This window comes from Atlantibacter sp. MEI4A-1023, from assembly GCF_056155425.1.
The window spans coordinates 4,458,335-4,470,573 of record NZ_CM149568.1; the positions used below are offsets into that span (position 1 = coordinate 4,458,335).

General features: G+C 54.9%; 10 protein-coding genes and 4 tRNA genes. 2 read left to right on the top strand and 12 right to left on the bottom strand.

Annotated features, from left to right (window positions below; all coding sequences use genetic code 11):
- Nucleotides 1–12 precede the first annotated feature (12 nt).
- Together hemX and hemY are read left to right on the top strand one after the other, a co-directional pair.
- Nucleotides 13–1,206 carry a uroporphyrinogen-III C-methyltransferase gene (gene hemX, locus ACVV26_RS21135; RefSeq protein WP_474799205.1) on the top strand — a complete coding sequence of 398 codons (1,194 nt, stop codon included), beginning with the start codon at nt 13–15 and terminating at the stop codon, nt 1,204–1,206.
- Nucleotides 1,206–2,402, top strand: coding sequence for a protoheme IX biogenesis protein HemY (gene hemY / locus ACVV26_RS21140; protein WP_474799206.1), 1,197 nt, complete (start codon nt 1,206–1,208; stop codon nt 2,400–2,402). The genes hemX and hemY overlap by 1 nt, the downstream gene beginning before the upstream one ends.
- Before the next feature lie 585 nt (nt 2,403–2,987).
- On the opposite strand, the gene ACVV26_RS21145 is transcribed toward hemY, so the two are convergent.
- The 12 genes from ACVV26_RS21145 to rfbA all read right to left on the bottom strand — a co-directional run bounded on the left by ACVV26_RS21145 (nt 2,988) and on the right by rfbA (nt 12,234).
- Nucleotides 2,988–3,064: transfer RNA gene (locus tag ACVV26_RS21145), tRNA-Pro, on the bottom strand.
- Nucleotides 3,065–3,102: 38 nt separating this feature from the next.
- Nucleotides 3,103–3,189 (bottom strand) — tRNA-Leu (locus tag ACVV26_RS21150).
- 15 nt (nt 3,190–3,204) lie between these two features.
- A tRNA-His gene (locus ACVV26_RS21155) sits at nt 3,205–3,280 on the bottom strand.
- 56 nt (nt 3,281–3,336) lie between these two features.
- A tRNA-Arg gene (locus tag ACVV26_RS21160) sits at nt 3,337–3,413 on the bottom strand.
- Between the two features lie 102 nt (nt 3,414–3,515).
- Nucleotides 3,516–4,901, bottom strand: coding sequence for a bifunctional threonine/serine APC transporter ThrP (gene thrP / locus ACVV26_RS21165; RefSeq protein ID WP_474799208.1), 1,386 nt, complete (start codon nt 4,899–4,901; stop codon nt 3,516–3,518).
- Between the two features lie 229 nt (nt 4,902–5,130).
- Nucleotides 5,131–5,871 (bottom strand): lipopolysaccharide N-acetylmannosaminouronosyltransferase, encoded by a 741-nt coding sequence (gene wecG / locus ACVV26_RS21170; protein WP_474799209.1) that lies wholly within the window; start codon nt 5,869–5,871, stop codon nt 5,131–5,133.
- 8 nt (nt 5,872–5,879) lie between these two features.
- A complete protein-coding gene (gene wzyE, locus ACVV26_RS21175; protein WP_474799210.1) occupies nt 5,880–7,241 on the bottom strand; it encodes an ECA oligosaccharide polymerase in 1,362 nt (453 codons plus the stop codon).
- The gene (locus ACVV26_RS21180) at nt 7,238–8,314 is read right to left on the bottom strand and encodes a TDP-N-acetylfucosamine:lipid II N-acetylfucosaminyltransferase (protein ID WP_474799212.1); all 1,077 of its coding nucleotides are present in this window, start codon (nt 8,312–8,314) and stop codon (nt 7,238–7,240) included. The genes wzyE and ACVV26_RS21180 overlap by 4 nt, the downstream gene beginning before the upstream one ends.
- On the bottom strand, nt 8,311–9,561 hold the full coding sequence (gene wzxE / locus ACVV26_RS21185) for a lipid III flippase WzxE (protein WP_474799213.1): 1,251 nt from the start codon (nt 9,559–9,561) through the stop codon (nt 8,311–8,313). Before wzxE ends, ACVV26_RS21180 begins: the two co-directional genes overlap by 4 nt.
- 1 nt (nt 9,562) lies before the next feature.
- Nucleotides 9,563–10,693 carry a dTDP-4-amino-4,6-dideoxygalactose transaminase gene (rffA, locus tag ACVV26_RS21190; RefSeq protein WP_474799215.1) on the bottom strand — a complete coding sequence of 377 codons (1,131 nt, stop codon included), beginning with the start codon at nt 10,691–10,693 and terminating at the stop codon, nt 9,563–9,565.
- Between the two features lie 4 nt (nt 10,694–10,697).
- The gene (gene rffC, locus ACVV26_RS21195; protein ID WP_474799216.1) at nt 10,698–11,375 is read right to left on the bottom strand and encodes a dTDP-4-amino-4,6-dideoxy-D-galactose acyltransferase; all 678 of its coding nucleotides are present in this window, start codon (nt 11,373–11,375) and stop codon (nt 10,698–10,700) included.
- Nucleotides 11,353–12,234, bottom strand: coding sequence for a glucose-1-phosphate thymidylyltransferase RfbA (gene rfbA, locus ACVV26_RS21200; RefSeq protein ID WP_474799218.1), 882 nt, complete (start codon nt 12,232–12,234; stop codon nt 11,353–11,355). Before rfbA ends, rffC begins: the two co-directional genes overlap by 23 nt.
- Nucleotides 12,235–12,239 lie beyond the last annotated feature (5 nt).

Consider the following 12,239-nt stretch of genomic DNA (forward strand, 5'->3'; position numbering starts at 1 on the left):
TGGGAAGCCATAATGACGGAACAACAAAACGCCTCAACTGTGCCTGAAGAAAACAGGGATCCGGTGGAAATCACCTCCCCGCCACAACAACCCGAGAAAAAAGACCGTAAAATCAACACCGCGCTGGCACTAAGCGCGGTGGCTATCGCCATTGCGCTGGCCGCTGGCGTTGGGCTATACAGCTGGGGCAAACATCAGTCCGCAAATCAAAATGCCACGCTTGAAGCGCTGGAAGGCCAGCTGACCGCGCTGCAACAGCAGCAGCAAACCCAAAAGTCCGATCTGGAAAATACCATTAAGCAGCAGGCGGGCGCGCTAGACGCAGCGAAACGCGAGCAGGAAAACCTGACGCGCCAACTGGATGAAGTGCAGCAGAAAGTCGCCACCATTTCTGGTACCGACGCGAAAACCTGGCTGCTGGCGCAGTCAGACTTCCTGGTAAAACTCGCTGGCCGTAAATTGTGGAGCGATCAGGATGTGACCACTGCCGCCGCGCTGTTGAAAAGCGCCGATGCCAGCCTCGCGGATATGAATGACCCAAGCCTGATTACCGCGCGCCGCGCCATCACTGACGATATCGCCACGCTGTCTGCGGTGTCGCAGGTGGATTATGACGGCATAATCCTGAAGCTTAATCAGCTGGCTAATCAGGTAGATAACCTGCGTCTGGCGGATAACGACAATGACGCCGCGCCGATGGACAGCGACGGTACCGAGCTTTCCAGCACCATTACCGAATGGCGTCAAAACCTGGTGAAGAGCTGGCATAACTTTATGGACAGCTTCATTACCATTCGCCGCCGCGACGACACCGCCGTGCCGCTGCTGGCCCCGAATCAGGATATCTACCTGCGCGAGAATATCCGCTCACGGTTATTAATCGCCGCGCAGGCGGTGCCGCGCCATCAGAATGAAACCTATAAACAGTCGCTGGATAACGTGTCGACGTGGGTGCGCGCCTATTACGACACTGACGACGCGACGACCAAAGGCTTCCTGGATACGCTGGATGCGTTAAGCCAGCAAAACATCACCATGGATGTCCCGGAAACGCTGCAAAGCCAGCCGATTCTGGAAAAACTGATGCAGACCCGGGTGCGTAACCTGCTGGCGCAGCCTGCTGCCGCGTCACCAGAAGCCGCGCCTGCCGAGGCCGCACCTGCCGAAGCGCCTGCGGCGTCTGAACCGGCCCAGGGAGAACAGTGATGGTAAAAGTACTGTTGCTTTTCCTGCTGTTAATGGCAGGGATCGTCGTGGGACCTATGATCGCCGGTCACCAGGGCTACGTATTGATCCAGACCGACAACTGGAACATCGAAACCAGTGTTACCGGATTAGCGATCATTTTGATCCTCGCGCTGGTGGTGCTGTTTGCGATCGAATGGATCCTGCGTCGTCTGTTCCGAACCGGCGCACGCACGCGTGGCTGGTTCCTGGGCCGCAAGCGTAACCGCGCCCGTAAACAAACCAGCCAGGCGTTATTGAAACTGGCAGAAGGCGACTATCAGCAGGTTGAAAAGCTGATGTCGAAAAATGCCGATCATGCCGAACAGCCGGTGGTGAACTATTTACTGGCGGCGGAAGCAGCACAGCAGCGCGGCGACGAAATCCGCGCCAATCAACATCTTGAACGTGCGGCGGAACTGGCCGATGGCGATCAGATCCCGGTAGAAATCACCCGGGTGCGGTTGCAACTGGCGCGTAACGAAAACCACGCGGCGCGTCACGGCGTTGATAAGCTGCTTGAAGTTACCCCACGTCATCCTGAAGTGCTGCGTCTGGCGGAACAAGCATATATACGTACCGGCGCATGGAGCTCGCTGTTGGATATCCTGCCGTCAATGCAAAAAGCGCAGGTGGCGGACGATGCCCATCGCGATGCGCTGCAACAGCAGGCGTGGATTGGGTTAATGGAACAGGCGCGTGCCGAACAGGGCAGCGACGGCCTGAAAGCCTGGTGGCAAAACCAGAGCCGTAAGACGCGTCAGCAAACCGCGCTTCAGGTGGCGATGGCGGAACATCTTATCGAATGCGACGATCACGATACCGCGCAGACTATCATTCTCGATGGGCTGAAACGCCAGTACGATGAGCGTCTGGTTATGCTGATGCCACGCCTGAAAACCGGCAATCCCGAGCAGCTTGAAAAAGCGCTACGCCAGCAGATCAAAACCCAGGGCGATCGCCCGTTATTGTGGAGTACCCTGGGCCAACTGCTGATGAAGCATGGGGAATGGCAGGAAGCGAGCATTGCGTTTCGCGCGGCGTTAAAACAGCGTCCGGATGCCTTTGATTACGCCTGGCTCGCCGATGTGCTGGACCGACTGCATCAGCCGGAAGAAGCCGCGCAAATGCGCCGCGATGGCCTGCTGCTGACGCTGCAAAACAATCCTCCGCAGTAACCCTTCTCTTTCGCCTTCTCAATCGGGAAGGCGATTTTTCTTTGCATCGCTTTAAAACGCAGATAAAAAAACACCTGCCAGTTGGCAGGTGTTAAAGAGGTCTGTGACAACTAAAGAGGTGCTTCACTCAACGTTATGTCCATGGTGTTTGATGAGGCGTTAGCGACATCTCTCGGTGGACGATAAGCACCGTTAAACGGCTCTGCATCATTCCTGGGTTTATGAAGCCTTCGGCGAACATAAGAGATGGAATGAGCATCTACGCAGATATTATTGCACAATCTATGCCAAACACGCAGGGTAAAATGTTCCGAAAACTTCCCGGGATATTCAGCGGGTTAACGCGGCAAAATCGCCATAGCGGCAATAAGAATGTGATCTGGATAAGGTTTAACTGTCGCTGTCAGGAGACAAACAACAGTCATTTTTATTTTCTGTTATAATTACAAAAGGTTATGCGTCTCAAATGAGCGACAATGCGGGTCGTCGCCGTTGTCATTTAGCGACAGGATCGTTTAAGGGATAAGAAAGCGTAATAACGGAGAAACAGAAAAGAAAAAACCCCGCCGAAGCGGGGTTCTAAATTGGTCGGCGAGAGAGGATTCGAACCTCCGACCCACTGGTCCCAAACCAGTTGCGCTACCAAGCTGCGCTACTCGCCGAATTACTGCTTTTTTGAATTTTTAGTTCAATTCAGTTGTGGTGCGAAGAGAGGGACTTGAACCCTCACGTCCGTTAAGACACTAACACCTGAAGCTAGCGCGTCTACCAATTCCGCCACCTTCGCATCGCCACTAAATAATGGGGTGGCTAATGGGACTCGAACCCACGACAACTGGAATCACAATCCAGGGCTCTACCAACTGAGCTATAGCCACCACTGCAAATCTTTACGCGCTTTGTTCTACTTCACCGCTCAAGCGCCTCATTAAAATGGCGCGCCCGACAGGATTCGAACCTGAGACCTCTGCCTCCGGAGGGCAGCGCTCTATCCAGCTGAGCTACGGGCGCGTAGCGCCGTTGCGGAGGGGGATACTACGGGCTTCGTGCCCTGCTGTCTAGTGCTTTTTTTAAGAAAATGCGCGTTTGGTTATGCTTTGCGCACTTTGTCGCTTATCTCTCCACTTTAGGCAGTGAATTGTGTCGATTGAGGCCAAATAGCCTGTACACCACCGTCACCAGCGCCAGGAATAGCGCCCCGACAATCAGCGACATGCGCGTGTCATCGTTGAAACCCATGCCAATAAGTACGCAAATTAAAAACGCCATGGTCAAATAGTTCGCCCACGGGAAAAACATCGAGCGGAACGGATGGCTGGCTATTGCCTGGCGGTGTACGTGGCGAAAGCGCAGTTGGCTAATCAGGATCACAAACCACGGCACCATGCCCGGTAATACGCTGGCACTATACACATACACAAACACCCGCTGCGGATTTGGAATGATGTAGTTCAGGCAGGAACCTATCAGCAAAATGGCGATGGAAATCGCCACGCCAGCCGCGGGAACACCGTTTTTCGAGACTTTGCCTACCGCTGCCGGTAACTGGCGGTTTTTCGATAGCGCATACAGCATACGTCCACAGCTATACATACCGCTGTTGCAGCCCGACAGCGCCGCCGTCAACACCACAAAGTTGATGATCCCTGCCGCTGCGGTAATACCGATTTTGGCAAACGTCAGTACGAACGGGCTGCCATTGCTGCCAATGTGATCCCACGGGAACAGCGTGACGATAACGAAAATCGCGCCCACATAAAAAATCAGGATTCGCCATAACACCTTGCTGACGGCGCTACGCAGCGTAACCTGCGGGTTTTTCGCTTCACCGGCGGTGATCCCAATCAGCTCCACGCCCTGGTAAGACGCCACGACAATACACAGTGCGGTTAAAAAGCCTTTCCAGCCGCCCGCGAAGAATCCACCATGTTCCGTCAGGTTTGAGAAACCCACCGCCTGGCCGCCGTTGCCGAAACCGAAGAAAATCACCCCGAGACCCATCACGATCATCACGATAATAGTGGTGACTTTGATCATGGCGAACCAGAATTCGATTTCACCATACAGACGGACCGCCGCCAAGTTTGCCAGTGCCACCAGACCTACCGCGATTAACGCGGGTATCCATTGGGCCATCTCCGGAAACCAGAATTGCACGTAAACCCCGATGGCAGTAATTTCTGATATCCCCACCGCCATCCACATAAACCAATACGACCAGGCCGTGAGATAGCCGAAGAACGGGCTCATATAGCGGTGCGCGTAAACAGCGAATGAACCGGCCACCGGCTCCAGGAACAGCATTTCGCCCATAGAACGCATAATAAAGAAGACGAACAAGCCCGCGATAATGTACGCCAGCAGTACCGACGGGCCCGCCCATTTCAGGGTGCTCGCCGCGCCCATAAACAGCCCGACACCAATAGTGCCCCCCAGGGCGATAAGTTCGATATGTCGAGCCTCCAGCCCACGCTGAAGCTCAGGTTTTTTCTCTGCCATAAATCCTCTGTGTTGTGATGTTGTTGCTCCGGCTACGCCGGTTATTGTTATGGGTCATGCTATAGGGGTAATCGTGGCCCAAACATCACTGACGTGAATATCAGGCGCTAAAACCCGCGCATGGTTTCCTAAATTTTCCAAAATGGCAAACGGCAGATTAAAAAAATGTTGAGAAATAGAAAAAACGCGGGGTAACGATACGGCGGAAGCGCGTTCCGCCGTGGGGAGGTTAGAGCTTGCCGGTATAATGCCAGGCGAGATAGCGCAGTAAACGAAGCTGGCGGGTGATGCGGCTGGGCTGGGAAAGCAGACGATACAGCCACTCCAGGCCGAGACGCTGCCAGGCTTTTGGTGCGCGCTTTACATGACCGGTGAACACGTCGTAGGTGCCACCCACGCCCATATAGAGCGCATCCGGGTAAACCTGACGGCAGTCGCGCATGAAAATTTCCTGCCGTGGAGAGCCCATCGCCACGGTAATGATTTTTGCGCCGCTGTCGCGGATCCGCTCAAACAGCGCCTGACGCGCTGCCGGTGGGAAATAGCCATCCTGCTCGCCGACCACATTGACCTGCCAACGCTGCCGCAACTGGCTGGCCGTTTCGTTCAGCACCTGAGGTTTACCGCCTATCAGAAACACCGGCGTGCCCTCCTGCCCGGCGCGCGCCATTAAGGCTTCCCACAGATCCGCGCCTGCAACGCGGGATATCTGAGCCTGCGGATATTTTTTGCGTACAGAGCGAACAACGCTGATGCCATCTGCGTATTTGTATTCCGCCGCCTCAATCAGCGCCCTGACATCCGCATCGTCATTGAGCGTGAGCATCTTTTCGGCGTTGATGGCCACCAGCGTCCCATATCTGAGGCGTCCATTCGCATAGAGGTAATCGAGGGCATGCTGTTTATCACGCCAACCGAGCAAATCCAGCCCGCGTAAGGTATAACGCGGCGCGGTAATGTCATCAGTCATCTGCTTCCTTATCCGAGATTGTGACCGGGCGGAAAACGCCCCGAAAGTGAACGGACCTTGCCACGAATCAACCCGGCACTTTCCAACATCCAGTACAGCAATTTGGCGATCAGCAAACAGACACCGAAGACCACCATAAAAAACACCACGCGCGAGACAAACGAATCGAGACCTTCCCGGGCAAGCACGATCATATTAAAGATGGCTCCAAAGCAGAAACTCTGCAAAATCGCCGCTTTATAACGATTGTTTTCACTAAGGCCATGCTGATACACCCAGTCAAACCATTTAATGATCAAGCCGACCACCACCGCGCCCAGCGGAATAAACCACACACCGCCCATCACCACCAGCGAGCCAATCAGCGTCGGCGAAATGGCCAACCCGGAATGGTTGTTCAGGACTTCCCAGGTAAAATAGTTCGCCGAGTTAAGTACGATGCCAGGCCGATCCGGCCACAGCCAGGTGGGAATAAAGACGTAGAAGTCGCGCGCAATGGGCGCCAGTCCCTGAAATTCAATATTACCGTAGTTCTGTAACAGCAGCGCCAGGTTCTCCCACGGCGAGAAAGTATCGCGGGTTAAGTACAAGAACGTGTAAAACGCCTCGTCTCCGCTGACATCCAGGCCATAGCGTTTCAGGGCCAGCCAGAACATGCCGACGATGCCCATCGCCCCGGCTGCCGCCAGCATCCACAGCGAAATCCAGCCGCGAATAATACCGATGAACAGAAAAATCGCGAAAGCGATAATAATATTGGCCCGGGTTCCGCCGACAATCATGTAAGTCAGTAATCCAAAACCCACGGTGGCAATCAGGAAAAACAGCCATGCGTGGACGCTCTGGCGCAGGAAATAGATCACCAGCATCGCCGGTATAAAGAAATAAAAGAAACGCTTCAGGGCCACGCCGGACACTTCACTGGAAAATATCTGGCTGTACGAATGCAGACGGAACAGCAAAAAGCCGTTGTGCATAAAGAAAATGCCCACGCTGACCAGCGCCACCGCCATCAACAGCATCCACGTCAACTGCGCCTCAACGCGATTCACCGAGAAAAGCTGGCGCGTTCGCTCGCTGCCGTGCGGTCGTAGCCGGGTTTTATAGGTCACATAGTAGATCCCATAAAAGCACGCGGCGGCTAGCTGCGCCTGAAGCAGCACGTCCGCAGGCACCACGGCGACATCAAAGCGAAACACCAGTAAGGCGGTAAACGGAAAGCCGAAGAAAAAGGTCAGCAGGAACAATAAAGAGAAGAAAATATTAAAATTAAACCGCACCCGGCGGAATTCAAACCAGGTCGTGGTGGTAATAAACAGCGTCGCCAGCAGCCAGACGATGAACAGGCCGCTAAACTGCAACAAATTCATGATGCCTCTCCCGCCGCCACGCGTAGCGCCTGATGCCAGCCAGTAAGATAGCCGGGCCGGAAGAAGGCGATGGTTGATTTATCCACCAGAGCAAGCTGACGCTGCGCTTCGCGAATAACCGTTTCGTTAAGTATATCGTCGGTGAACAAAACCGGCAGATGCTGTTCAGCCATGTCCTGCCAGAACGGGTTTTGGTGGCTCAGTACGCAGGGGATCCCGGCCTGAATGAGCAGACACAGGGTGCCGATACCCTGCTGGCGGGCAAAAATAAAATAACCCAGGTCGCAACGCCGCAGCATGGCGAGGTAATCGTCAAATGCCATCTGTTCGCGTAAAACATGCAAATTACCGATGCTGAACAGCGACCGCCCAGCCTGCTCCACTTCTGCAATGTACGCCTGATTGTTGGCTGGATAGCCCATCGGCACAATCACGTCTACGTTATCGCCAAACTGCTGGTGAACGGCCTTCAACGCCGCAACATGTTCATTGCTTCTGTCGCCGGAGTTCCCCACCAGGAGGGTCAATTTGCCAGACGACGGCGCTTTTTCCAGCCCGTTCAGTGCCGGATCCATACGGGTAGGGAAATAGAGCAGCGAGCCTGGCACCGCAGGGTTACGCTGTTGGAAATAATTCAGATCGCCGCGCGTGGCGAAGACATGCCCAACGCGCTTGTGCGCCAGCCGGCGCAGAAAATAAAACAGCCGAAACTTTAGGCTGCGCGACGCTTCATACAAATCAGCGCCCCAAATATGCCAGCTCACCTGTGAAGATGTCAGCCCCCCCGTCAGCAACGCTATCCACAGCGGCGCATTGAATTGCCCGTGGAAGAAGAAACGCTGCGTGCGATCGTGACGCGCCAGTTTGATAACCGCAGCGCTGAGCGCTTTTTTATCAGGATAACGGGCGATTTCCAGCGCCGGATACTCGCTTTGCAACGACGCATCCTGCGAGACCACCATAAAGCGGCGGGCAACGCTCCCCAGCGATGCTAATTCATCGTTGAAATAACGCAGCACGGTCTGGTTATGGTGGGGAATATCAGACCCCAGAATATGGATTAACGGGTTCATGCTTTCCTGCGCCAGAGTAAAAATACGCCGCAACATAAGGTGAAATAGACAATGTAAGTGGCCATATACGCCTGCGCCGCGCCCAGCGCGCCGTGGGTAGGTATCAGCCAGCGGGAGAACCCGGTCAGCAGCGCAAACTGGCTGAGTTCCGCCAGGATATAAAAGCGCAGCGACGCTTTGGCAATCACCAGATAACCAAAGACGTAAGCGCCCACTTTCAACACATCACCGACCAGTTGCCAGGCGAACAGATCGCGCATGCCGGTAAATTTCGCTGAAAACAACAGCCAGATAGCGACATCGCGCAATACCCAGACGGTAAAACTCGCTGCCGCGACCGCCGGAAGCACAAACTTCAGCGAACGCACGACCTCGCGGGTAATGTCGTCTTTAGCGGTTAAGCGCGACAGCGTGGGCAGCAGCCAGACGCTGAACGTGGCTGTGATAAACTGCAAATAGGCGTCGGAAATGGTGCTCACTCCCTGCCAGATGCCGACCTCATCCCAGTTATACTGCGCCGCCATCAGGTTTCGCATCATCACATACGCCACCGGCAGCGTAACCGAGGTCATTAACGCCATCAGGGTAAATTTCGACAACTGCCTGGCGAGAGCGCCATTCCAGCGCGGTTTGAGGTAACTAAACGGCACGTGTTCACGCTTTTTCAGCATCCACAACGACGGGAATACCACCAGCGCAGGCACCAGCGCCAGCCCCAGCAAGGCACCTTCGTAGCCGCCGAGGCGATAACACAGATACCAGGCGGCGACGCCTATCACGCTGCCAACAATCAGCGAGAGCGCATTGCCGCGCGCATCGCGAAAGCCCTTCAGAATAGCCAGCGTCAGGTTAGCCCAGGCGATACCCATCTGGATAAAAGCCACCAGCCGCACCACATTCTGGTAGCGATCGTGTCCAAACAGGCCAATGCTGATGGGCTGCGCGGCCAGTAAAAAAATCACCGCCAATAGCGTAGAAAACCCCAGCACCATTGATGACGACGTCCCGGTGACCTGCTTTAACGCATCGGGATTGTCATGATGCTGGGCGACCAGTTTCGTCACGCCGTTAAAAATTCCGGCGCCCGCCAGTACGCCCAACACCGTAATCAGCTGACGAAAGTTTCCTGCCTGTCCGACCCCTTCCGGGCCAAACGCCACCGCCAGCAGTTTGATAACCAGTAAACCAGCGGCAATCTTGATAAGCGTGGACGCTGCCGTCCACACTGAGGCTTTTGCAAGAGACATATCAGGCGAAATAACTTAACAGCGAATTAATAACCGTACGCTGGTTGAAAGGCGCCAGATTATAGAACAGCGGTAACCGCAGCAGACGTTCGCTTTCGCGGGTGGTGTAGCGGTCTTCGCCATGAAGCTCGCCAAATTTCTCGCCTGCTGGACAGCTGTGCAACGGGATGTAGTGGAATACCGCCAGGATTTCTGCCTCTTTAAGCCAGGCAATCAAATTGCTGCGATCGTCGATATCGCGCAGTTTGATATAAAACATATGCGCATTATGGCTACAGGATTCCGGGATCGAGGGCAACTCGATGCGCCCTGCACGAGCCAGCGGCTCAAGCGCGTCAAAATAAGTCTGCCATAGCGCCAGACGCTGTTGGTTGATGCGGTCCGCCGCGTCGAGCTGTGCCCAAAGATAGGCCGCCTGGAGATCTGACATTAAATAGCTGGAGCCGATGTCCCGCCAGGTGTATTTATCCACCTGCCCACGGAAAAACTGGCTGCGGTTAGTGCCTTTCTCGCGAATAATTTCCGCCCGTTCAGTCAGTCTGGGATCGTTGATCAGCGTCGCGCCGCCTTCGCCTCCGGCTGTGTAATTCTTGGTTTCATGAAAACTGAAGCAGCCGATATGACCAATCGTGCCTAACGCCCGGCCTTTATAGGTGGACATCACCCCCTGTGCCGCGTCTTCCACCACATACAGGCCATGCTTCTTTGCAATGGCCATGATGGTATCCATTTCGCAGGCGACGCCCGCATAGTGCACCGGCACAATGACACGGGTTTTATCGGTAATTGCCGCTTCAATCAGTGACTCGTCAATGTTCATGGTATCGGGGCGCAGATCGACAAAGACGATTTTCGCACCGCGCAGCACAAAGGCATTGGCAGTCGACACGAAGGTATAGCTTGGCATGATGACTTCATCGCCGGGCTGGATATCCAGCAACAATGCCGCCATCTCCAGCGACGCAGTGCAGGACGGGGTAAGAAGGACTTTTTCGCTGCCGAAGCGCTGCTCAAACCATTGCTGGCAGCGGCGGGTGAAGCCGCCATCGCCGCACAATTTTCCACTGCCCATTGCAGACTGCATGTAGTCAATTTCCGTTCCAACCACGGGCGGAGCATTAAATGGGATCATCTGTTCACCTGTATAACCAATACGCGGCGCTGTCCAGGGTAGCACCGCTTTGAATGTAGCGACGAATGGCGGCGCGATTGCCCATTTGGGTAGCCACGCGCAACACCGCTGATTGATGAGCTTCACACCAGTGGCGCGCGGCGTCCATCAGAATACGTCCTGCCCCAAAACCGCCCAGCAAGCCGATACGCGCTTCGCCGCTGTTAAGCTGGCGCAACGTGACAAATCCCCGGATCGCACCGCCGTCATCACGACTTACCAGGCAGGTATGATCGAAACTGCCATTGACGGCATTTTCTACCCACTGCGCGTAAAAACGCCCGCTGGCGTCAGGGGCGTACCAGGGCGTACGAAAGCGGCTGTTAGCAAATAGCGTGGTCGCCATCGCACGCAGAGCGGGAATATCGCAGCTCTGCGCAGGCTGAAGTCCGGGGTTGTCGTTGCCAACACCGACATTGAGCACAAAATCCACCTCGCCTTCCACCACCTGAAACTGCAACTGTTGCAGGCTATCCAGCCAGTCCGTGCGCTGTGCGGGCACTTTTGCCTGTAACCGAGGCCAGACGGCTAACTGCGACGGATCAACCTGCGCGGCATCATCCGCGAGCCGGAGGATCGCGCTGTTAATGCCGAAAAATCGGCTTTCCCATTCCAGGGGGTCAATACTGGCGCGGACGGGCACGAAGCAGCTCCAGTAAATAACGCCCATAACCCGTCTTCACAAGGCGTTCTGCGGCACGCTTAACGCCATCATCATCCAGCCATCCATTACGCCAGGCGATCTCTTCCAGACAGGCAATCTTGAATCCCTGGCGCTTCTCGACGGTTTGCACAAAAGTGCTTGCCTCGATCAGGCTGTCATGGGTACCCGTATCCAGCCAGGCGAATCCACGGCCTAACAGTTCTACAGAGAGCGTGCCTTGTTCCAGGTACATTTGATTGATGGAGGTGATTTCAAGTTCGCCGCGCCCGGAGGGTTTGACCTTTTTCGCGTACTCGACGACATGCTCATCATAAAAATAGAGACCGGTAACCGCCCAGTTGGATTTAGGCTGTTCAGGCTTTTCCTCGATGGAGATCGCCCGGAAATTGTCATCAAACTCGACGACGCCGAAGCGTTCAGGATCCATCACCTGATAACCAAACACCGTCGCACCCCCACTGCGGGCCGCAACATGTCGTAATTTAGGGCTGAACCCCTGTCCGAAGAAAATGTTGTCGCCTAATACCAGGCAGGAGGGCTGACCGTCGAGAAATGCTTCACCAATAATAAACGCCTGAGCAAGCCCGTCAGGGCTGGGTTGTTCAGCATACTGGAGGCTGATCCCAAAATCTGAGCCATCGCCAAGCAGACGCTGGTAGCTACTCAAATCTTCAGGTGTCGTGATCAACAAAATCTCACGTATCCCCGCCAACATCAGCACGGAGAGCGGGTAGTAAATCATTGGCTTGTCATAGATGGGCAGAAGCTGCTTCGACACGCCACGCGTGATGGGATGCAGGCGCGTCCCTGAACCACCCGCCAGAATGATCCCCTTCATATCGT

Coding starts and splice junctions, on each gene's coding strand:
- hemX (WP_474799205.1), top strand. CDS start 13: ATGACGGAACAACAAAACGCCTCAACTGTGCCTGAAGAAAACAGGGAT.
- hemY (WP_474799206.1), top strand. CDS start 1,206: ATGGTAAAAGTACTGTTGCTTTTCCTGCTGTTAATGGCAGGGATCGTC.
- thrP (WP_474799208.1), bottom strand. CDS start 4,901: ATGGCAGAGAAAAAACCTGAGCTTCAGCGTGGGCTGGAGGCTCGACAT.
- wecG (WP_474799209.1), bottom strand. CDS start 5,871: ATGACTGATGACATTACCGCGCCGCGTTATACCTTACGCGGGCTGGAT.
- wzyE (WP_474799210.1), bottom strand. CDS start 7,241: ATGAATTTGTTGCAGTTTAGCGGCCTGTTCATCGTCTGGCTGCTGGCG.
- ACVV26_RS21180 (WP_474799212.1), bottom strand. CDS start 8,314: ATGAACCCGTTAATCCATATTCTGGGGTCTGATATTCCCCACCATAAC.
- wzxE (WP_474799213.1), bottom strand. CDS start 9,561: ATGTCTCTTGCAAAAGCCTCAGTGTGGACGGCAGCGTCCACGCTTATC.
- rffA (WP_474799215.1), bottom strand. CDS start 10,693: ATGATCCCATTTAATGCTCCGCCCGTGGTTGGAACGGAAATTGACTAC.
- rfbA (WP_474799218.1), bottom strand. CDS start 12,234: ATGAAGGGGATCATTCTGGCGGGTGGTTCAGGGACGCGCCTGCATCCC.